Genomic DNA, 21,171 nt, shown 5'->3' on the forward strand with positions numbered 1-21,171 from the left:
TTTTACTCTGCCTCCTTGATCCTGACACCGAGCTTGGTCTGGAAAGCGGCGCTCTGGTCCGCTTCGCGCGCGTCGACGATCAGGTTGAACCGCAATTTAAGAAAGAGGTCGCCGTTCTCGTTGAACGAGGCCGGGATCGGGATGATGAACGGGGTCGGGCTGTCGCCGCAGACCACGGGGAGGGTCTGACCGGCGTCCAGGTCGGCGAACAGCTCTTCGACGTTGGTCAACGTTTCGGTCACGGAGTCGACCATCTGGTACTCGCCCCCTACATAAGTGTACCCTTCTATTGTGTAACCTGCAACATAGACGCGGAGCCGGTTGCTCTCATCGCTGGGGCAGGCGGTGAAGGTCTCGTACCCGTCTTCCGGGCAGCCGGGGACGCCGTTCGCGATATCCTCGTCGCTGAGCTGGTTGATGTTGATCATCCCGTCGAAGCAGCCGTCGGCCGGCATGGTGTCGATCAGGGTGGAGTCGGTGCCGAGCTCGACCCGCAGGGTCAGGTCTTGCAGGTTCTGGCCGGTGATGTAGCCGGATTCCATCAGGATCGCCGGGGTTTCCTGGAAGAAGCTCCCCTGGCCTTCGATCGAGAACCAGATGTCGTCGGGGAGGATCGGGTTGCCGTCGGTGTCGGTCGGCAGGATCACGCCGCCGTCGTCGGTGATGCAGGCGCCGCTTTCGGTGCACTCGTCGTCGCCGTCGGTGTCCGGGGTGTCCATGGGGATGCCGCCGTCGGGCCATTCGTCGCCGACGGAGCCGGTCCCGTTGTCACAGGCGGAAAGCGAAGGGGCCGGGGTGCTGAAAATGCTGGCGACGAAATCGACGGCGTCGGAGAACCACGAAGAGCCGGCATTGGTGTGGCCGGTCACGGTGGCGGCCAGGGAAATCGTATCAGTGAACCGCGGTTTCACGACGCCAAGCGGCGCCGGCCCTTCCGCCGGGAAACTGGCGCCATAGCCCGTTGCCGGATCATAAACTTCCCGACCGACCGTCTGTCCGTTCCGATTGATATAAGTAACTTCCGTCATTTTATTTCCTCCTGGGGACGGTCCTGGAACGGACCGTTCCTATCCATATGATTATCGACAGGTATACCGGGAAATTTCACTAAAACTCGAGGTTTTTTAAGATATCTTCCACTTGCCCAACCAGCTCTTTTTTATCGTTCCCAGCAGCTGGTTGGCCAGATTGACAATCTCCGGTTTCTCGTCGGGCGATTTGACGATCCGCTCCTGCAGGAGCTCGCGGACATACCCGATCTCGACCGGCGAAAAGGAGCGGATTTCTGCCTTCAGCTTGTCGAGATCGCTGTCGCCGCGGGCGATCTCCTCCAGCCAGAGGTGGAGCCGTTTGGTGAGAACTGTCCAGGCGGCATTGCTGACCGGTTCGCAAGGGGAATAGACGGCATCAAGTATCTCATGGGGGTGAAGCAACGCCATCCGTCCGATCGCCTGCTGCCGGACGTCGGCGCTGAGCGGGTAGCTCAGCGCGGCCAATTGTTCCGGGAACGGGAGCTTAGCGATCTCCTCGTCCTGCAGTTCGGTCTTTTTCAAAGTGGAAAAGAGCCACTCGCGCTGTTCCGGCTGGAGGTCGAAAAAGCGGTTGAAGAATATGCCGAACTCGAACAGGAGCTGATTGGCCTCGGCTGGCTCCAACCCCGAAAGGGAGGCGATCCGTTCCCGGTGGTCAAGGAGCTCGTCGATCTGCTCGATCGTCAAGCCGTGGAAATCGAAGAAAGCGCGCAGGTCGCGCAGGATCACGTCGGCCTCTTCCGGCTGATGGGCTTTGTACGCCTTATCGAGGGCGACATAGGCGGTGAACATGATGTTCCGGATCATGTCCGGCTTCATTGCTTCGGCCAGCTTCGGATCGGAGCGGACGTTATTGATTAGCTGTTGCATCATCAGGCGCATGGTGTCGACCAGGACCGGATCGAACCCCTCCCAATATCGTTCCAGGCGGTTAAGTTTGGTTTTGGCTTGGTCGAGCTCGAGCCGGAGGACTTCGGCCTCCTGCCGCAGCTGTTCCAGCTCGACCACCGCCTGGTCGGCGACGCTGACCGGATCGAGCTTTTCCAGTTGGAGATGTTCCGCGGTGAAGACGGTCAGGTCGCGCGCCGCGCGGCGGAGCTCGAGCGGGCGGGTTTCGTCATAGGGGAGGGCGGCCAAACGGCCGAGCGCCAGCCGTTTTTCGGCTTGCCCGCCGGCTCGCTGTAAGAACGCCTTGATCCGGCCCAATCTTTCGACGGTAGGCATTAGTGAGGATCCCTTATCAGACCTGGAACTCCGGCAAAAGCAGGGCGGCGGCCGCTTCCTTGTTCCCCTGGCCGGCCAGGATGCCGAGCACTTTGGCTTTTTCGGCGATGGTGATAGTGGTGTTTAAGATCCGGATAACGTCCGGGTCTTTCCATTTCGTGATCGGCATTACCGTGGTCGGCGCGTCTTCTTCCGCCGCCGCTTTGGCCGGTATGTTCCGGACGGCGGTCGGCGCGTCTTCTTCCGCGGCCGGCACCGGCGTTAAAGCGGTAAGAAAATCCTTGATCGAACCGGCCAGGCCGGCGGCTTTGGCCAGCCGTTCGCTGATCTCCGTGAGGGCGCCGCGGGCGGCTTCGTAGTCGTGCATCTTGTCCGCGATCGCGCCGGCGACGGTGTGCGCCGCTTCGACCAGGGCTTCCTGTTCTTTGATCTCGGCCGCCAAGGAACCGACCACGCGCCAGATCGGCGAGGATTGGTTGGACAGCAAGGCGATGGAATCCGCCGCTTCGGTGGTCGTCGCCGCGATCTTCGACTCGTAGCGGGCGCGGATCGAGATGATCTCGGGATCTTCCTGGTCGATGACGGAGACCCGCTTGGCGAGTATTTCGGGATCGATCTCCTGCCAGATCCCGCGGAGCTCCTCGATCACTTTGGCGCGGCGCTCGTCGATCGCTTTGGTCATGGCGTCTTTCAGGTGCTTGATCCGCTGTTCCGCGTGTTCGCGCGCCAGGGTGACCTGCAGCTCGATATTGTCGAGTTTGAGCTGCCGTTCCTGCTGCAGACCGAGTAAATATCTTTGCTGTTTTTCCAGGGTGTTTCTCGCCACGGTCTGTTGCTGCAGGAGCGGTTCGGCGACCTGCAGGAGATCGCTCCTTAAGGCGCCGATCTGTTGGGCCAAAGGGTCGGCGGCGGCCGCTTGGGGGGGCGGGGGAGCCCAGCTCTCTTCGCGGACCGGCGGCAGATCGACCGGTTTTTGGACCGGCACCGGCGCCGGCGGAGCGGCCGGCGGCTCGTGAATTTCCATCGATTCGGAAACTTCCAGGACCACTTCCCCGTGCCGGTAAATGGCGATCGTCTGGTTGTCGGACGCCTGTTTCTGGGCGGCGGCGTTGATCAGGTCGGCCAGTTCGGCCGGGGCCTTCCCCTGGTTCTGGCGGATGATTTCGGCCAGGGCGTCGAACGACGGAACCGCTTCGAACGCGCCGTCGGTCGCCAGGATAAGCAGGTCGCCGGTTTTCAGCTCGAGCGCCGTTTCGGGCAGGATAACGAACGGCTTGCTGGCGCCGACCGCGTTGTTGATCAGCGAACCGGCAAGCGGCGAGCGGGAATCGCGGAAGTCGCGGCTGGCGGCGTCGATCAGGCGGGCGAGCTGCGGCGCGAACGGCGCCCGCAGGGCGTCGAAACGGCCGAGCCCTTCGCCGGCCAGGTGGGCGTACAGGGCGGCGATGTTCGGGTAGTCCTTGGCGAAACCGGGCTGATCTTTCATCGCCTGATAAAAATTGTCGAGGTTGATGCCGTCGCGGGTCAGCAGGTAGAGCTCGCCGTCGCGGAACAGGTACGCACGCGAATCGCCGAGCGAATTGACGACGGCCCGGTTATCCGTGGCGTTGATCTGGATGGCGGCGACGGTCGTGGCGGCCTGTTTGTCGGTCAGCCCTTCGGCTTTCTGGGTGGCCAGATTGTTGGCCGCGGCATTTAGGCCGTCGACAAAACGGAAATCAGGGGCCAGAGCGAAGGCGGCGCGGAACGACGCGGCGGCGGCTGCTGAGGCCTTTTCCCCGTCGCCGTGGCCGCCGAGACCGTCGGCGACCAGGAGGAGGAATTGGTCCTTGTCGGCGGTGGAATAGCGGGCGACCAGGAGGGCGTCCTCGTTATTGGACCTTCCCCCGTTACCGGTCAAACCGGCGGACGCCGCATTCCCGGCGCTGATCTCGGCAACGCGGCCTTCAGCGCCGCCGCCGATCATCTCGCCGACGAACGGTTCGCCCAATATCTCGCCGCCCGTTTTTTCGGGCGTCTTGGCCTTGACGACCAGGGCCGGCCGTTCGAGCGGCAGTTTGCGCATGGCGGCGTTGATCTCGGCCTGCAGCCGGAGCGCGTCGAGCTTGATCTCCCGGGAAACGGCCTGTTGGCCGGTCGCGATCGGTTTGAGCACCCGTTCGGCGATCCGCAGAAGCGGCCCGCGCCAGGTGGCGTGGGCAAGGGTCCGGGTCCTGACCCCGGCCAGGAACTTGCGGTCGATCCTGTCAAATTTGACCGGCATTATATTGTACCTCCGCTGATCAGTTCGGTCAGTTTCGCCTGCTGCATGCCGTACTGGAGCTGAATATCGCCGTTATCGGGATAAGCTTCCAGGACCCGGAGCAGATCGAGATTGATCTGGTCCAGTTGGGTTCCCGTCAGAGATTTCCCGTCGACATACAGGAGCGTGTTGATCACCGAAAGGTAAACCAGCGCGTCGCGCACGGTGGCGGTGTTCGGTTGCGGAATGCCGGTGGCCACCGGCGGCAGCGGCGGCGGAACGTTGGGCACAGGCGGGAGCGGAGGCACGCCCAAGCCGTCATCCAGGCCGGTCGGTCCCTTGGGAGCCGGGCCGCCCGTGGTGGAATCGGCGAACTCGGTCTTTTCGTGCGCCAGTTTTAAGCCCTCGAACGCCGCGACCACTTCGGCCATGGAGGCGTAGTTATCCTCCGGCTTGGTCGCCAGCATTTTCGCCAGGATCGCCTGGAGCGCTTCATTGGGGACGCCGCTGACCATCTGTTTCGGATTGGCTTGCAACTGGACCAGCTCTTCCAGGCTCTTGCCGCGGAGCGGATTGGTCCGGGTGATCGCTTCCAGTATGACCAGGCCCATCTGGTAGATGTCCCATTTATATGAAAGGGTGGTGTCGGTCTTGGCCGGGACGCTGTAATGCTCCATCGGGGGCATGTAGGCGAAAGTCCCCGGCAGCTTGTCGGCGCTGGTCAGCTGGGTTTCGCGGGCGACATCCTTGGCGATCCCCCAGTCGATAATGACAAGCATCTCCTTGCCGTACAGGTTCTCCGTCAGCAGGATATTTTTCGGCTTCAGGTCGCGGTGGGCGGCCTGGTACTCGGTGTGGACCTGGCCGAGCGCTTGCAGCACCGGCAGGAAGAGCTCGATCGCGTCGGCCGGGTCAAGTTTCCGCTTAAGCGCCATGCTCAGTTCGGGCGCCCCCTTGTCCGAGCCCGGTTTGTCCGGGACCAGGTGGTTGACGATGAAGATCTCTTTTCCCGTAGCCCGTTCCGGCGCGAAAGAGGCCTTGAACTTGTCGGAGGTCCGCGCTTCCACCGAAGAGACCTGGGCTAACTCGGGGAACAGGGTATAGATATTGGTGTCGACCGACGGGCAAAGATGCTGATTGACCGGCGGTTTGGAGAAATTGGCCTGGATCCGGTATTCCTGCTCGAAGCGGAGGATCAGGTCGATCAGCTCCTTGCGGATGACCTCGCCCGATTTCCCCTCGGACTTGAGCTCGGCGATCTTCTTGTCGAAATCGATCACTTTGACGACGAACGGTTCGTTGGTGACGACGTTCTTGACCAGGTAGACGGCGCCGAAGCCGCCCTGGCCGATCTGCTTGACCCGGGTGTAACCGCCGACCTTGCCGGTAAAATCGACCGGCGGCGCGGGCGGGGCGGACGGGCCGACCGGCTTAATGTCGCCGGTATCCAGGTTCTGGGTCCCGTCGGTCGGGTCGGTTTTCGGGGCTGGAGCGGGCGGCGGCACGACCAGCTTCTGCTTGATGATATTGTCGATCAGCTGCCGGAGCTGCGGATTGGCGGCGGCCAGTTTATCCTTGAGCGGGGCGAGGTTTTCGGTCTCGACCAGCCGTTTGGCCAGGAGCTCGGCGGTATGGGGATCGGCCAGCAGTTTTTTTAACTGGCCGGCGGCCGAGGACCTCTTCACCCCGCGGGCGATCAGGTGGATCGCGACGCCGAGGAGCAGGCCGAGGCCGACGCCCGGGATGGCGTTATTGGCCAGGACGCCAAGAGTGATCATGGCCTTGCTGCCGAGGCCGACCAGGGCGACGTTGGAGAAGAACGGGACCGCCAGGGTCAGCGGGAGCAGGGCGGTCTTGGCCGCCGTTACCAGCAGGGCGGGCAGCCCGTACATCAGCCATTTCTTGCCGACGCCCGGTTTGGTGGTTTTTTCGAGATAAGTATCGATCTGCTTATTGGCGAGCTGGAGGTCGGCGACCTGGGCTTGCACGCCGGCCACGGAAACTTTCGGCCCGACGTTGCCGCCGTTATTGCCGAGCGCTTCCAGCATCATGGCTTGCGGATTGAGCTCTTCGATCTTGAGGCGGCCGTTGGGGCCGAGCGGGATCATCCCGCCGTAGGACAGGCGTTCACCGAGGCGTTCCGCGCCGTTACCGAACATCCTTCTGCCGACGCGATCCACGAGCCTGAGGGCGGGATGCTGCGACGTCATCAGCCGGCTCATCCCCCTGTCTATTTGCTTTAACAATGGCATGGTCTCCTCCTTGAATATCTTGACGAACAGGCAGATTACACCTGCCTCATATTATTATCGGCAAAGAACGGGGGAAATTTCAGTCAATTTACCGGTTTTCGTAGAGGAGAATAGTGACGTTATCGGCGGCTATGCCGGCGGCGTTGAGCGGCTCCATGACCGTCCGGACCGCTTTCATCAGGGCGAGGACCGTCTGTTTGGGATTCATTTTCCCCTGCAGGATCATTTTCAGCTCCCGGTAGGGGAGGTAGTTAAGTCCGTCGGAAGCGAGGAGCAGCCGGGCCCCGACGGGAAAACCATGGTCGGCGGTAAAGACTTCGGTGTTCAACAGGCCGAGATAGCTATAGATCGGGTTAGAGCGGCTGTGGGTCCGCAGGATCTCGTAGACATTTTCCGGATCGCGGCGCGGCAGGGCAAAGCCGGGGGTAAAGAGCTCATACATCTCAAAGCTGGAGCTGTGGTCGCGGGTCAACAGGTCGATGGTCCCGTTCCGGTCGACCAGGTAGGCGCGCGAATCGCCGACGTGGCAGAGCCGGAGCGATCCGCCGGTGATCTGCGCGGCGGTTAGCGTTGAGCCCATCTTGGCCAGCGCCGGGTCGGTTTTCGCCGCGTCGATGACTTTAAGGTTGGCGAGGTGCAGGGCGTTGTCCGGGGTGGAACCGGCCGCGAGAGAGTGCTGCAGCGTCTGGAGGGCAAACTTGGAAGCTTCGCGTCCGCCGGCGTGTCCCCCCATGCCGTCGGCGACGGCGAGAAACAGCTCTGGACCGCGTTTCAGGGCGAGGAACCCGTCCTGGTTCTCGGCGCGGCCGGCTTGGTTGGTATAGGCCGCCAGGGCGCCGCGGCGGGCGGTATAGACGCGTTTTGAGTTCGCGCCGCCGCAAACCAGCCGGTTGATCCTCAGGCCGAACATACCGGGCTTATGGCTGCCAGGTGCTGACCGTGGCGGTGATGTTAGCGATACCGCCGTAGCTGTCGGTCACCGTGACCCTGACCGTATAGGCGCACGAGCTGCCGGAGCAGCTGAACAGGTGGCTGAGCACGCCGGTTGCGCTCGACTCTTCCGCGCTGCCGTCGCCCCAGTTGAACAAATAATTGGTGATCGCCGCGCCGGCCGCGGTGGCGTAGCTGTCGGTCGCGTCGGCGGTGACGGTGAGCGGCGCCGCCCCCATCCCCGGGCTCAGCTCCAGCGACGGGACCGGGTCGCCGTGCGGCACGATCGTCATGATGTGGGAGATCGTGGAGCTGATCGTCGGATCGTCGTTATAGGCGGCGGTCAGCAGGACCGTGTATTTACCGGCCGCGGCGTAAGTGTGGTTGACCATGGTGGCGGTCTGCGCGGCGCTGCCGTCGCCCAGCTGGAAGGTGTAGGTCCAGTGCGCCGTGTCCGGCGAGACCACGCTGAAGGCGACGCTGGTGTCTTCTTCGGCGGCGTACGGGGCGAGCAGGGAAAGGGCCGGCAGCGCGACGCTGATCGGCACGATCGCGATCGCCTGGGAGATATAGGTGCTGATCGACGGGTCGGCCAGGGAAACGGCGGTCAGGCGGACGGTGTAGGTCCCCTGATCGGCGTAAGCGTGGGTGACGCTGGTGCCGCTGACGGCCTCGCCGTCGCCGAACTGCCAGGAATAGCCCCAATTCGCCTCGTCGGGCGAAGCGACGCTCATCATAATGGTGCTGCCCACCTGGGCGGAATAGGGGACGACGCAGGAGAGGGCCGGCAGCTCGATCTCGACCGGGACGATCGAAATGCTCTGGGTCACGTTGTACTGGAGCGCCGCATCGGCCGTGCTGGTGGCCGTCAGCTGGATGGTGTAGGTCCCCTGCTCGGCATAGGCGTGGCTGGCGCTGATGCCGGCGGCGATCGCCGTGCCGTCGCCGAAATTAAAGGCGTAGTCCCAGTTCGCCGTGTCGGCGCTGGCGATGTTCAGTTCGACCGCCTCGCCGACGTGGGCGGCGTAAGGGGCGATCAGCGACAGGATTGGCGGCGTAACCGCAGGCGGGGCGATGGTCACCTGCTGGGTAACGGTATTGTAGACCTCCGGATCGTCGAGCCGGGAAACCGTCAGGCCGACGGTATAGGTGCCGGAGTCGGTGTAAGCGTAGTCGACCAGCGAACCGGCGGCGCTGTTGCCGTCGCCGAAGTTCCAGACGTAAGCGTAGGTCCCCTCATCGGCGTCGCCGGCGATAAAGGTGATCGTTTCGCCGGTGCTCCCCGAGAACGGGGCGATGATCGAAGCGGCGGGGATAACCGTCTCCGCCGGGTAAACGCCGACCGACCGGATCTCGTGGTTCTGGGTGACGCCGTCGCCGGCGGTCACTTCGCAGTGGAAATCGTAATCGCCTTCCAGGTCAAAAGTGTAGGAGGCGATCGTCGCGCCGTCGAAATACTGGACCACTGCTTCGTCTTCGTCGGGGCCGGGGCGGGTGACGGACCAGGCGAAGGTCGCGTCCGGATCGTCGGAATAGCAGGTGATGTCCGTCGCCGTCTCGCCGGCGTGGTAGCTGTAGGCCAGGTTGGACGAAATGGTGGCCGACGGCAGGTCGGTGCTGCTGCCAGCGCTCTGGACGTAGATCGAGATCTCGTCGCTGTAGACCGCCTGGCTGCCGCTGTGGAGCGGGTTGTTGTCGATGACCCTGACCGCTGCTTTATAAGGGACGCCGGGCAGGTTGTCGGCGAGCGTGACATCGGCGTAATACCGGTCGCCGTCGATCGCCGGCGCGTACTCCGCGCCGTCGACGATAATGGCAACGGCCAGTTCATCGGCGCTGCCGTCGCACTCGGTGATGCCGGCGACAGGGAACGAGAGGCGGACGGTGTCGCCTTCATATATTTCTTCGTGCTCGGCCGCCAGGTTCTCGACGTCGAGGCTGTAGCCGGGGACGATGATCGGCGACGGGTTGTAATAGCACTGGTCAAGGTTGGTCTGGGAATCGTCGATCACCCGCGGGCCGTACAGGGTGACGGCGTCGCGCAGGGTCTTGCTGTTGCCGTCGCAATCTTCGTAGACCAGGTCGCACATGACCGGGCTGGAGAGGGGGGCGCTCAGCGTGTGGCTGATCGCCAGGTTGCCGTTCTCGTCGGGCACGGCCTCGACGTTGCCGGTGCTGAACTTGCAGATCAGCTTCATCCCGGCAAAAGAGTCGTCGGCGTTGATAATGGCCGGCTGCGATTCGGGCGTCCAGGTCAGGGTGACGCCCTCCGCGAACGCGGACAGGTAAACGTCGGCCGGGGACGGGTTGATATAGGTCGGGTAGGTCGGCAGGCCGTTGCGGGCCAGGCAGGAATCGGCCGGGGCGACGCAGGCGGAAACCGACGGCGACGGGGTCGAAAATATGCTCCCGATGTAATCCAGAATATCGCTCATAAATTAACTCCTCTCTTGTTCAGTTTGGCGGTCAGCCGCGCTTGCAGCGCCGGCGAGTATCCTTCGTCTTTCATCAGCTGTTTCAGGTTCTCCCTGTCCTGGTCGGTCTTGACCAGGGCGGCCAGTTTCTTAACGTGGCCGTTCTCCCGGATCGTTCCCCAGATCTTAGCTGCGCCGAGCATGACGCCGGTCAGCAGCGAGCAAAAGACCAGTCCGGCGGAGAGCGGCTGGGTCCCCAGCAGCACCGGCAGCATACCGGCGCCCCAGGCGACCCCGAGCCAGACCTTGTTAACGATCTGGCTGCCGGCGCCGAGCGACCAAAGGCGCGGCTTGCCGAACAATTCCCGGTAGCTTTGCACGGTCAGACCGAGATCGCGGATCGCGACCCCCTGTTTCTCCAGCTTAATGGTCAAACGTTCCTGCTGAGCAACGTCCAGCAGATCGTTCATTCCTGCTTTCAATTCCGCCAGGCCGTTCGGTTGTTTGGCCAGTTCAATGATCTCGCCGACAAGCGCCCGTTCGCCCCTGACCCCCACGACCTTGCCGAGGGCGTAGGCGGCGGCGGTGAAACCGACCAGGCTCGGGTTCGGGATGCCGACCATGGTCAGCAGGCCAAAGCCGAACGCTTTCTTGCCGGAGCCGAGCGAGTGGGAATTGGTCAACGCCCTGGTCCGGAAATCGTTAACGGCCGTCCTGATCGTCCGCGGTTGCGTGATTGGAACACTCATGGTTCTCTCCATTGCCATTAGCTTTGCCTCCTATGGGCCTGACTTTCCATATATATATCGTCACTTTACGGAGGGAATTTCAGTTAAATCAGAATTGCCAGGTCAGGCCGAGGTCGTACTGGTTCAAAGGGTAGAGGGCGTTCTGCTGGCGGCTGTAGTCCATCTCCAGGATCAGGGATTTCCAGATCCGGATATCGACGCCGACGCCGAGGTCGAGGCCGAAAATGTCGCGCTGATGGGGGGCCGCGGCCGGCGTAGAGAGATACTGGCCGGAGAGGCGGGCGTTGAGCCTGATCCAGTCGGCAAGTTCGACGTCGTAGCGGATGCCGAGCCCGACCTGGTCGCGCTGCATCATTTCGCCGTTATAGCCGAAGCGGAAGTGGTTGTACTCCAGGTACGGGAAGCGGAAACCCTGCGTCCACCGGGAATCGGTCCAGCCGTAATTGAACGCGGCCGAGAGGTAAACCGAGCTCTGGTCGACATTGTCGGTGTAGAGGCCGGACGCCAGATCGGCGGTGAAATATTTGTTCCAGAACGAGCCGGTCAGGCGCAGGTCGGGCCGCTGGAAGAAGAGCATCCCCGGCGCGCTGCCGTCCGTGTAGACTTTGCCATCGAGCCCCAGGGTCAGCGGCAGGTCGGGGACGTAAGCGTCAAAATAGAACTTGCCGCCGAGGTATGACGCGTACAGGTTGCCGCCGCCCGGGCCGAAGTCCATTTGCTCTTCGGCGGTCAGGTGGAGCCCGCGCATAACGCGGCCGAAGCTGCCGCCGAAAACGTCGAGCGGCAGTTCGCCGTTCAGGGTCAGCTGGGTTTCGCCGCGCCCGTCGTAGCCGTCGATCATGGTGGTGTGCGCGGCGAGGCGCGGGTCGGTCCGCTGAGCGACGTTGAGGTGCGAGGCGTTGAACTCGCTCTGCAGTTCAGCGGTCGGGTTCTCGACCTTGGCTAATTCCCGGTAGGCGGCCGCCAGGTAGCCGGCCGAGCTGTCGATATGCCCCTCGGTCTCCTCGAGCTTGGCCAGGGCCAGGTTGATCCGGGTCAGCAGCAGGCTCCGGTCGTCCGATTGTTCCGGCACGGTTTCCGCGGTCCGCAGCGCCGCCTGGTAGAGCTGGAACGACTGGTCGTAATCTTTCAGCCCTTCGCCGTAGCGGCGGACTTCGCCCAGGCCGAAGAGCGACCAGGCGAGGGCGATCCGGGTCTCTTTGCGGAGCTCGGAGCCGCCAACGGAGATGATGGTGTCGGCCAGTTCGGTCGCGGTGCCGTTGAAGAAGCCGCTGATCGCCGCGGATTGCAGGTCGGAGGCCAGCAGCGCGATGGCGGCCAGATAGTGGTCACGGGCCTTGGCGACGTCCTTGCCGTCCCAATCGTAGCTGTAGAGATCGCCAAGGGCGACATGGGAGCGCGCCCGGACGTTAGTGACGAAAGTCTCTGGCAGGCCCTGTCCGCCGATCACTTCCAAGATCCGGGTGAGTTCGCCGGCGGCCGCCGCGTAATCCTTGTTCCAGCTGAGCGCGTCGGCCAGTTTCTGCCAGAGGGTGAATTTGAACTTCTCAAAGCTGACCAGGCGGCCTTTCAGCCGGAAAATCTCCCGGATCGCCGCCAGCTTAGCGCTCTCATAATTCGCCGCGGCGTCGGCCGTCAGGTACTGCCGGGCAAAAGCGACGATCCCGGCGAAATCCTTGGTGTAGGCGTAACCTTCCGCCTGGTCGATGATCAGCCGGGCGATCAGGTCCGGTTCGCCGCTGGCCATGATCTCGTTCCAGAGGGGGCTGGTGGTCTCGGTCAGGATCTTTTCTTCCCGGCGCATCGCCAGCTCCGCCAGCAGGAGCCGCCGGAGCAAGCCGAGTTCCCGGTCGCCGTCGATCACCGCAGCCAGGTCGGTGGGGATGCTTCTTTCGATCAGGTCAACGGCTTCCTGGTAACGTTTTTCCCATTGCCCGCCCACTTTGACCTTGGTCCAGGAGACGACCTCGGCCAGTTTGAGGTAGAGTTTGGCCCGGAAGCGGAGCGGCAGCCGCTCGCCGGTGAACGGCTCCAGCGCCGCCGCAAGCACTGCCCGCGCGGCGTTCTCTGGCGCCTTATCCTCGTCTTTTTCCGGGATGCAGTCCGGATCGACCGTCAAACCGAGGAGGGTGTTGGCGATAACGATGATCCGCCCGTGCAGGCTCTCGTCGGTGCTGTAGGCCTCGATCAGGTCTTCGATGGCGCGCGGGATCAGGAACGAACCCGGGGTTTCCCGGTTCAGGACCCGGGTGAGGACAAGTTCTTCCAGCTTGGCGATGTCCGCCGCGGAATATTTTTCGCCGAGCCGCATGTTCGCCTCGAGCCGGCCGAGCTCGACCCGCAGGGTGAGCGGATGATGGGGATAGGTCAGCAGGATCCGGTCATAAAGGGCGATCGCCCCGTTAGCGCCTTCCTGGATGCCGCGCCAGTTGCGGATATCCGCCTGGGCGGCCAGCGCCTCGACGTTATTGGGGTAGGCGGCCAGGGCGAGCTCGAGCTGCGCCTCCGCGCCGTCCATGTCATCGAGGGTCGACAGGATGTCCGCGTAGGTCTGGCGCGCCGAAGAGAGGACGATGCCGAACAGCTTGCCGCCGTCGATCGCCGCTTTAATATGATCGGCGGCGCCGCTCTTGTTATCGTTCGCGGCGAGCACGGCGGCAATGGTGGTGCGGGTCGGCTTGCCGCCGGCCTCGACCAGCAGGATCTTGGCCTGCCAGAGATGGGCAACGGCCACGGTCTGTTCGCTGGACAGGACTTCGCCGGAGAGGATCTGGCTGATCAGCTCCTTGGCCTTGGTGAACAGGTCGGCGTAAGCGGCGTCGCCCTGTTCTTTCAGGATGAACGCCTGCCGGACGTAATTTTCCGTCAGCGTGATGTTGATGTCCGCCAGCGCTTCGTCCCGGAAGAGGGAGGTCGGCGTGCCGCCCGGGAAACGGTATTGTTCTGTGGCCAAAGTTTTCAGCCGGTTGGCGGCCAGGCCGAGCAGCTTGAGCTGGAGCTGGTTCAGGCGGACAAGGGAGATGCCCGCCGGCTGGTTAAGCTCTTCGATCTCGGCCGGCGTCAAGGCGCCGGCAAGCAAGGCGCTGACCGGCGCGGCCGGTTTTAGCGTCAGTTCCCCGGCCAGCACCATGGAAAGCTTGGCCTGCAGGAGCGCGGTGGAAGCGCCGATCTGCGCCGCCCAGAGCGAACCGATCCGCTGCTCCGGCGCGACGGCGTAGCTTTGCGCCCGGCCGCGGAAAGAGATCCGGCCGGTGGCGCCGTCGTAAGCGGCGGTCGAATAATTCCGGTAATCCAAGGGCTGAGCGTTGTAGCCGGCTAGCCGTTCGGCGATGCCGGCGAACAGGTCGTTGGCGGCCGTGAAATAACCGAGATAGTCGCCGCCGGCGTTCTTGCGCATGTAACCCTGCAGCTGCAGGTTCTCGGCCAGCGCCTTGGTCCCTTCCAGGCGCTGGAGGCCGTGCAGCGGCGCGATATTTTCCAGATAGGGGCGGGCCTTTTCCATGACCGCGAGGACCGCGGCCGAATCGGTCAGGTCGCTGGCCTGGAGCATGTAGGCCTTGCCGAGCATCATGTTGGCGCCGGCGATGTATTCGCGGGTCTGCTGCAGGGCGAGCTGGTCGTTGATCCGGTCCTTGCCCAGCCCGGTCTTCATCAGCGGCGGGAGGTAGTCGGCCCGGTTGAAATCGCGGCTGCCGTCATTGGTCTGCAGGCGCCGGCATTTTTCGCTTGCCGAACCGCTTCCCTCGAACGCGCTGAACTGCCGGGCGTCGGCGATCTTTTCCAGTATCTCGATGGCGGCCGTCAATTTGGCCTGGTAGTCTTCCGGGTCGAGCGTTTTGGCGAGCTCCGCCTGGCGGAGCAGGTTCTCCGCCTGCATCAGGCCGAGTTCGCGGTGGCCTTCCAGGAACTGGGCGTAGATCTGCTGCAGGGCGAGGTATTCCCGTTCCTTGCCGCTCTTTTCCTGCCAGTGGTTGCCGTTGGCCAGCACGTTCTTGAGCTGGGGGAGCAGGGCGGGATTGTCCATTTCGTTGACCAGGACCATGGCGATGTGCGGCAGCCAGTACTCTTCGCGGTAGTGGGGCGACTGGTCCCTGCCGCTGGCGACGCCGTGGTCGCGCAGATTGACGATCGCGCGGCCGAGCAGGTCGAAGTTGGCGCGCTGCGAGGCCGGGATCCCGATGATCTCCAGCAGGCGGTTGTCCGGTATGCCGAGCGTCCGGCCGAGGAGCCAGGCCAGGATATATTTTTCGCCCAGCGCGTTCCGCCGGTTATCAAGCCGGGTCGCGTTGCTGTCGCCGGACTGGACCGCTTCGTACAGTGCGGCCAGCGAAATATTCTCGCCCAGGTTGATCGTGTTGACGATGTTCAGCTGGGTGAAGTAGTGGTTGATCGACTCGGCCGGCTCCTCGAAACCGAGGGAGACGACGACCGGGGTAGCCGCGCCGGTGACCGGCGGGTTGATCGCGCCGGCGGTCGCGCCGTCGGCTCCGGCGGCCGGCAGCGGCTGGCCGGCCTGCTTCTGTCCGGCGGCGGCGGTTGCCGCGGCCGTCAGTGAAGCGATCAAATTTATGCTATTTATTGCCATGGTCTTTCCGCCTATCGTACCACATACTGCTCGTACCTGTTCAAGTACGGCTTGAATGCGGTGATGATCTCCTGCATCCGGAGCGTCCGGTCATAAGGCGAATTGGAGAGCCGGCACATTTCCAGGGCTTTCGCGCCCATTTGCTGTGCTCTGGCCAGGTTGCTGTCGCGGATCAGGGTCGACCATTCGTGATAGAGCTCGGCCTTGAACGAGTAAGGCTGCCAGGAGAGTTGCGGGCCGCTGGTTGCCAACTGGTCGGCAGCTTTTTCCAGCTCGGCAAAAACCTTGGTCAAGTTGCGTTTCTCGGCCGGGCTGCCGATCTTGGCAATGATCTCGGCCAGTTTGAGCCGGGCATGGAGCTGGAAGTAAGCGCGATATGGCTCGGCCAGGCTGTTGGCCGACCAGAGCACTTCGTTGAGCAGGTCGCGGGCTTCCTGCAGGCCGCCGGACCGCTTGGTCGAGACCAGGAGGAGCGCTTTCAGGTAGTTCATCTGGATGTACATGAATTCGTTCTCCGGGATCGGCTGGCTGAGCAAAGCCGGATTGGTGTAGAACGGCCGCAGGAGGCTGAATTCCCGGTTGATGAAGTCGCCCCGCCGGATGGCGATCTCCATCTGCTTGACCTGCGCGGTGGCGTAGAGGTAGGAGTAAGTGTCGGGCACCTGCCGGTAGAGCTCCGCGGCTATTTCCACCAGGCGGTCGGCGTTCTCCGTCACGGCGTCGATGTCGCCGCCGGTCAGCATGGCGAGAGCGAGCTTGATATCCTCTTCCTGACCGGGGAGGAACCCCGCCGTCTGGGAGAGGTATTTGACCCGGTCGGAGAGCGAGAGGAGCAAGTCGGCTTTGGTCGCCTGGGCGAAGGCCAGGTTAAAGTTCTGCGGGTCGCCGCCGGCCAGCTCGAGCTGGGCAAACGCTTCGTCGGTCCGGGCGATCTCGGTGAACAGCCGGTCGATCTCCTTGGCGCCGGTTTCCCGGAGATAGATGGCCGCGCCCTTGGCCAGCGCCGCGCCCCGCAGGTAGTGGACCGCCAGTTTGGCTTCGGTCAATTCGCTTTCGGACAGGTATCCTTTGTTCCAGTTGACCAGCAGGGCGTTGAGGTAATCGGCCGGCTCGATCGTCTGGAAAAGTCCGGCGTCGGGGTCGAAAATGTTGACCCGGTTTTCGCCGATCTCCGCCGCCTGGTCGTAATAGAAACCGGCCATTTCCCGGTAGTAGCTGAGCGGCACGGTGGAGCAGACCGACTGGCGCTCGCTGTCGAGCTGGAGATAGAGGTCGCCGATGATCAGCAGCGCCTTGCCGATCAGGTAATAGTCGGGGGCCGCGGTCTCGCGGTTGACGGCGAACATCGCGTTGATCGCGCCGGCGGCGATCCGCCGGCCTTCTTCGTAGAACGCGAGCCCCTCGTTAGGCAGGCGGGAGCGGAGCTCGGCCTCGGTCAGGTCGAGCGTGACTTTGCTGTAGTCGTGCGGCGCGTAGATCTTGGCCAGGCCGGTCAGCGGGGCGATCTGCTGCCGGAAGAGCCGGCATTGCTCGACCGCGGCCAGCGTGCCGGCCCGGTCGTTCGCCTCGGCCAGTTTCTGCGCCGCGGCGGAGAGCAGGGTGATGACGTTGTTCCAGTAGGAGGTCGGGCTGGTGAAATAAGCGAGCAGCTTATGCGGATATTTCTGGTCGAGCTGGTTCAGCTTGATGAACTGCGCGAACCGGTCATTCGACCGGTCGAGCGGCGAGTACGGCTGTTGGGCGATCGCCGCGAGCAGTTCTTTGATCTGGCAAACATCGAGCAGGGCGATCGCCGCTTCGCGCGAGAGGACCGGCGTCCGGTCGGGGGTCAAGTCGCCCAGGGCGAGATCGACCTGCAGGGTGTAACCGGCGGGAACTTCCACCACCGGCGGGTTGATCTGCCGGTCGGCTTCCGCTTTGGCCGTCTGGAGCGCGGCCAGCACCGGATCGGCTTCCGGCAATCCGTTGGTCAGCATCAGGCCGAACCAGAGCCAGTTCTGGTTGTAATAGTCGCGGCTGTCGGCGCCCCAGTAGCCGTCCCGGCTGTAAGCCTGGTCGAGGCGGCTGATGATCGACCGCGCTTTGGCCTGTTCGCCGGCGTAATAGAGGAACGGGATGTAGCCGCCGTAGAAGGCGAAATGCTCCTGGTTCAAGCCGACGGTTTGCTCCACGCCGTTGGGGCTGACGCTGGAGCCGTCGTGGTGGAAGCCGGCCGGGATCACCATCCCCTGGTCGTTTACCCGAGACCGGAGGAAGGCGAGCGGCCCGACCTGCGGGTCGGTCAAATATCTCTTCGCCGCCGGATCGCCGAACCAGGCGTAATCCTGGGCGACGGCGAACAGGGTCCGGAACGCGTCGCGGCCGAAGAGCTCGCCGGCGACGCCGGGGAACAGGACGCTGGTGGTGTAGTTGCCGTTATAATCGAGCGCGACCCAGTTGGGCGGCAGATTCTTGCTTCCGCGCTTACCGCCGAGGGTGAGGTCGCCGCTCGCTTCGAGCGTGTCGTAAACGGTGTCGGTCAGGCTGGCCCAGGGATGGGTGCCGTCGATCTGCTGGAAGAGAGAGCGGAAAAAGGCCGGCCGGAAATAGCTCGGGTTGATGTCGCCCGACCGGGCGAACTGGTCGCCGGCGAAGAAGTAGTTCCGGTCGCCGACCTTGACGACGTATTTTTCCCAGGCGTCGCCCAGGATGGCTTTGGCCTCGGCGGCGTATTCGCCGGCCGGGTCCCAGCCGCGGGAACCGGCCAGGGCGAGCGCGGCGGCGATCTCAATATCATCGGAAGCGGCGCTCAGGCCGCTCAGGTCGACGACCTCGTCGCCGACGCCGCTTTTGTAAACGATCACGCCGCCGGGGTGGTCGCCGCCGTTGAGCGACGGGACATAGCGCCAGGCGAAAAGGTGGTCCTGGTATTCAGGGCTGGGTTTTATCTGCCACCAGTTGCTGGCGCAGCCGGCCGGTTTTTCGGCGGGGCAGGTATAGACGTAGTCGAGGTTCTGCCGCTGCAGGTTATCGCGGGTCCACTGCCAGACCTTGACGAAGGTGTCGTGGTCGCCGATCATGACGGCGCGGAGCATGACGTAGGCGGCCGCTTCGGAAAAGGTGACTTGCTCGCTCGTGTTGCCGTCGCGGTCGATGTCGCCGGTGTCGGGGAGGGCGAGCGGCCGGCCGGTCTCGTCGATCATGTTCTTGGCGTAGTACTCCCAGGACTGCCGGAGAACGGCGGAGTAATCAGGGTTACCTATCGGTCTAATGGCTTCGCTCATATATATACTTTTCCCGTATATATATCGTTACTTTTAGGGGTTAATTTCAGATAAAATCGCGGTCCGGATGAGCGCGGATTCCTGCAGCATCTGGTAGTGGGGCGGGAGCGGTTCGCCGGCGGCCAGCTGTTTTTCGGCGGCGGCGATGTTGTCCAGCACCAGCCGGTAGTAGCCGAGCGCTTCGCGCTTTTTACCGTCGAGAAGAGCCAGTTCGCCTTTCAGGAGGATCGCCCGCAGGTACGGGATATCGAGCGGTTCGCTGGCGCGCTGGCCGGCGACCTCGTCGGCCAGTTCGCGGGCCAGGGCCAGTTTGTCGGCGAACTTGCCGCCGCCCAGCGTGTAGAGGCTGAAATTCAGGTCGGCGTAATCGGCCAGCACTTCGTAATAGGTCTGTTTTTCCTCGAACATGCCGGTGAAGAAGCGGAAGATGTCGTCGCGCTGGATGGCGCGGACGATCTCGAACGCCGACTTCAGGTGGAGCAGGGCGGACGTCAGCCGCTCCAGCTGGTGGTCGCGGTCGGTCTTGGCTTGCTTGATCTCGATCGCCGCCAGGCCCTGGTACGCCTGGGCCTTGAAGACCTTAAAGAAGGTCGGATCGAACTGGTTGGTGAATTTCTTGAGCGGCGTGTCGCCCCGCAGCAGGCGGCCGACCTCGCAGCGGGCGGCGAAAGAGAGCAAGCCGGACGGCTGCCCTAAAGTATCGCCGATCCCCCGGTCGACGTCGGCCATGTACGGGCTGTAGAGCCGCCAGTTGCGGTCGGTGTCACCGCCGGTGATATTGCCGCAGCCGTCGATCAGGTCGACGAGCGCCAGCGCTTTTTGGTATTCCTCCCGCGCGGCGGCCAGTTCGCCGCCGGAGTAAAACAGGCTGCCCGACTGCAGGAAAGTGCGGACGCCGAGGAAGTTGTCGCTGAACGTCGGCGAATACCGGTTATGCCCGAAGGTCGCGGCCTCCGCGTACCGGGCGGTCGCGGCCGGCGAACACGCTTCGTTGCCCGCCCATTCGCCGCGCGGGAAAAATTGCCGGGCAATGGTGCAGGTCTTGAGCAGTTCAAAGGCGTAACGGGAGAGATAGCCGTTCTCTTCCGGTTTCAGTTGGCCTTGATGCTGCTGCAGCAGCCGGACCGCCTGGGCGATATGGGCGTCGGACCAGCTCTTCATCGCCTTGATCCGGTAAATGTCGGCCTGCAGGAAGACCGCTTCGTCGGTGAACGGGGCCCGCGCCGAAGTGACCGCCAGGCGATTGTCGATGATCTGCTGGCTCAGGTCGAGGGCGCGGGGGTAATCGCCGAGCTGCATGGAGAGCGAGGCCAGCTGCAGCTTGGTGCTGAGGCGGACGTCGCGCCAGAGCCGGAAATCGAGCTGCCGCTCCAGTTTCTGCAATTCGAATTCAGCCAGCTCCCGGCTCGACGGCATGATGCCGGACGACCAGAGGCCGTTGTAGAAAGAGACCAGGCGGTTCTGCCGGGCGTCCCCGGTCAGGCCTTCGGCCGAGATATCGATCACTTCGGTCGTCGAGAACGGGACCCAGGCGGGCAGCCAGTTGTCGGTGACGATGATCTTGTCCCCTTCGGGGATGATCCCGCCCTGGAAGAGGTCCTGTTCGTTGATGACCTCCTGCAGTTTTTCCGCGCTTTCCCGGGCGCGGCCGGCGGCATCCGGTCCCTGGTAAGCGAAGACCGTTCCTTCGCGGCAGGCGCCCGCGTCGCAAACCTTGGCCCGGATCTCGTTGTCGACGCTGGTGACGGCGATGTCTTTGTTGTTGGTGTAGCGTGGGTATTGCCGCTCCTTAATGGCGAGGATGCCGGTGAGCAGCAGGGCGCCGAGCGAGACGTAGAACAGCCGGCGGAAGAACTTGCCGGTCGAAAAAGCGGGGTTCAGCCAGCGGCCGACGACTTTCGCCGCGGCGGTCAGGGCCAAGCTGACGCCGGCCAGGGCGGAGAACGACGGGCCGGCCAGCGACAGGCCGATCACGGCGGCGGTGCCGGCGCCCAGGGCGAAGGCCAGGCTCAGTCCGGCGCCGAACTTGCCGGTCCCGGTCGGTTGGCCGGCCTTGTAGATCAGGCCGGCGAGCCGGTTCGTGAGCAGGTCGACGCTGTCGACGCTCTTCCGGTAGTCGGCGTCCGTTTTCGTTTCGTCCCGGATAATGGTCAAGTCGATCTCCCGGGCGAAATTCGCGTATTGCTCCCGGGCGATCGTGCCGAAGAACATGTGCGGCTGCAGCTTGTCGAGCGGGGTGCCGGCGAAGCCCTTTTTCAGCAGGTTTTCGCTGACCAGTTTGTCGATGACTTTTTCCCGGTCGTACTTATTGTTCTTCTTGTCGAATTGCAGGCCGCGCAGGTTGGCGGCGAGCAGCTCGCGGTTGGCGAAACCCAGGCGGGCGTAAAACCGCGTCAGCCGCGGCGAGAAGTTTTCGCGCACCAAATTCCTAGTTGCTGTAATGATTCCCATGGTAGTTGCCTTCCGGATATATATCGTCAA

General features: G+C 63.4%; 10 protein-coding genes. All 10 read right to left on the reverse strand.

Going from position 1 to position 21,171, the window contains the following annotated elements; genetic code table 11:
- Positions 1-2: 2 nt before the first annotated feature.
- The 10 genes from WC529_04040 to WC529_04085 all read right to left on the reverse strand — a co-directional run bounded on the left by WC529_04040 (position 3) and on the right by WC529_04085 (position 21,111).
- Positions 3-1,028 (reverse strand): hypothetical protein, encoded by a 1,026-nt coding sequence (locus WC529_04040; protein ID MFA5113452.1) that lies wholly within the window; start codon positions 1,026-1,028, stop codon positions 3-5.
- Between the two features lie 96 nt (positions 1,029-1,124).
- Complete coding sequence (locus tag WC529_04045; GenBank protein MFA5113453.1) at positions 1,125-2,255, reverse strand: hypothetical protein; 1,131 nt, start codon at positions 2,253-2,255, stop codon at positions 1,125-1,127.
- A 16-nt stretch (positions 2,256-2,271) separates the two neighbouring features.
- Positions 2,272-4,518, reverse strand: a complete 2,247-nt coding sequence (locus WC529_04050) for a protein phosphatase 2C domain-containing protein (GenBank protein MFA5113454.1) — start codon at positions 4,516-4,518, stop codon at positions 2,272-2,274.
- Entirely contained in the window at positions 4,518-6,719 is a 2,202-nt protein-coding gene (locus tag WC529_04055; GenBank protein ID MFA5113455.1) for a protein kinase, read from the reverse strand. Before WC529_04055 ends, WC529_04050 begins: the two co-directional genes overlap by 1 nt.
- Before the next feature lie 118 nt (positions 6,720-6,837).
- Entirely contained in the window at positions 6,838-7,659 is an 822-nt protein-coding gene (locus WC529_04060; GenBank protein ID MFA5113456.1) for a protein phosphatase 2C domain-containing protein, read from the reverse strand.
- A gap of 7 nt (positions 7,660-7,666) precedes the next feature.
- Positions 7,667-10,114: a PKD domain-containing protein gene (locus WC529_04065; GenBank protein MFA5113457.1), complete on the reverse strand. Its 2,448-nt coding sequence runs from the start codon at positions 10,112-10,114 to the stop codon at positions 7,667-7,669.
- Positions 10,111-10,842: a hypothetical protein gene (locus WC529_04070; protein ID MFA5113458.1), complete on the reverse strand. Its 732-nt coding sequence runs from the start codon at positions 10,840-10,842 to the stop codon at positions 10,111-10,113. Before WC529_04070 ends, WC529_04065 begins: the two co-directional genes overlap by 4 nt.
- 88 nt (positions 10,843-10,930) lie before the next feature.
- Positions 10,931-15,406 carry a hypothetical protein gene (locus tag WC529_04075; GenBank protein MFA5113459.1) on the reverse strand — a complete coding sequence of 1,492 codons (4,476 nt, stop codon included), beginning with the start codon at positions 15,404-15,406 and terminating at the stop codon, positions 10,931-10,933.
- A gap of 32 nt (positions 15,407-15,438) precedes the next feature.
- On the reverse strand, positions 15,439-18,690 hold the full coding sequence (locus tag WC529_04080) for a glycosyl hydrolase family 8 (GenBank protein ID MFA5113460.1): 3,252 nt from the start codon (positions 18,688-18,690) through the stop codon (positions 15,439-15,441).
- Positions 18,691-18,723: 33 nt separating this feature from the next.
- The gene (locus WC529_04085; protein MFA5113461.1) at positions 18,724-21,111 is read right to left on the reverse strand and encodes a hypothetical protein; all 2,388 of its coding nucleotides are present in this window, start codon (positions 21,109-21,111) and stop codon (positions 18,724-18,726) included.
- Between the last annotated feature and the right edge of the window lie 60 nt (positions 21,112-21,171).

The organism is Candidatus Margulisiibacteriota bacterium (assembly GCA_041650855.1).
Taxonomy (GTDB): Bacteria; Margulisbacteria; WOR-1; order O2-12-FULL-45-9; family XYB2-FULL-48-7; genus JALOPZ01.

Coding starts and splice junctions, on each gene's coding strand:
- WC529_04050 (MFA5113454.1), bottom strand. CDS start 4,518: ATGCCGGTCAAATTTGACAGGATCGACCGCAAGTTCCTGGCCGGGGTC.
- WC529_04070 (MFA5113458.1), bottom strand. CDS start 10,842: ATGAGTGTTCCAATCACGCAACCGCGGACGATCAGGACGGCCGTTAAC.
- WC529_04065 (MFA5113457.1), bottom strand. CDS start 10,114: ATGAGCGATATTCTGGATTACATCGGGAGCATATTTTCGACCCCGTCG.
- WC529_04080 (MFA5113460.1), bottom strand. CDS start 18,690: ATGAGCGAAGCCATTAGACCGATAGGTAACCCTGATTACTCCGCCGTT.
- WC529_04045 (MFA5113453.1), bottom strand. CDS start 2,255: ATGCCTACCGTCGAAAGATTGGGCCGGATCAAGGCGTTCTTACAGCGA.
- WC529_04060 (MFA5113456.1), bottom strand. CDS start 7,659: ATGTTCGGCCTGAGGATCAACCGGCTGGTTTGCGGCGGCGCGAACTCA.
- WC529_04055 (MFA5113455.1), bottom strand. CDS start 6,719: ATGAGCCGGCTGATGACGTCGCAGCATCCCGCCCTCAGGCTCGTGGAT.
- WC529_04040 (MFA5113452.1), bottom strand. CDS start 1,028: ATGACGGAAGTTACTTATATCAATCGGAACGGACAGACGGTCGGTCGG.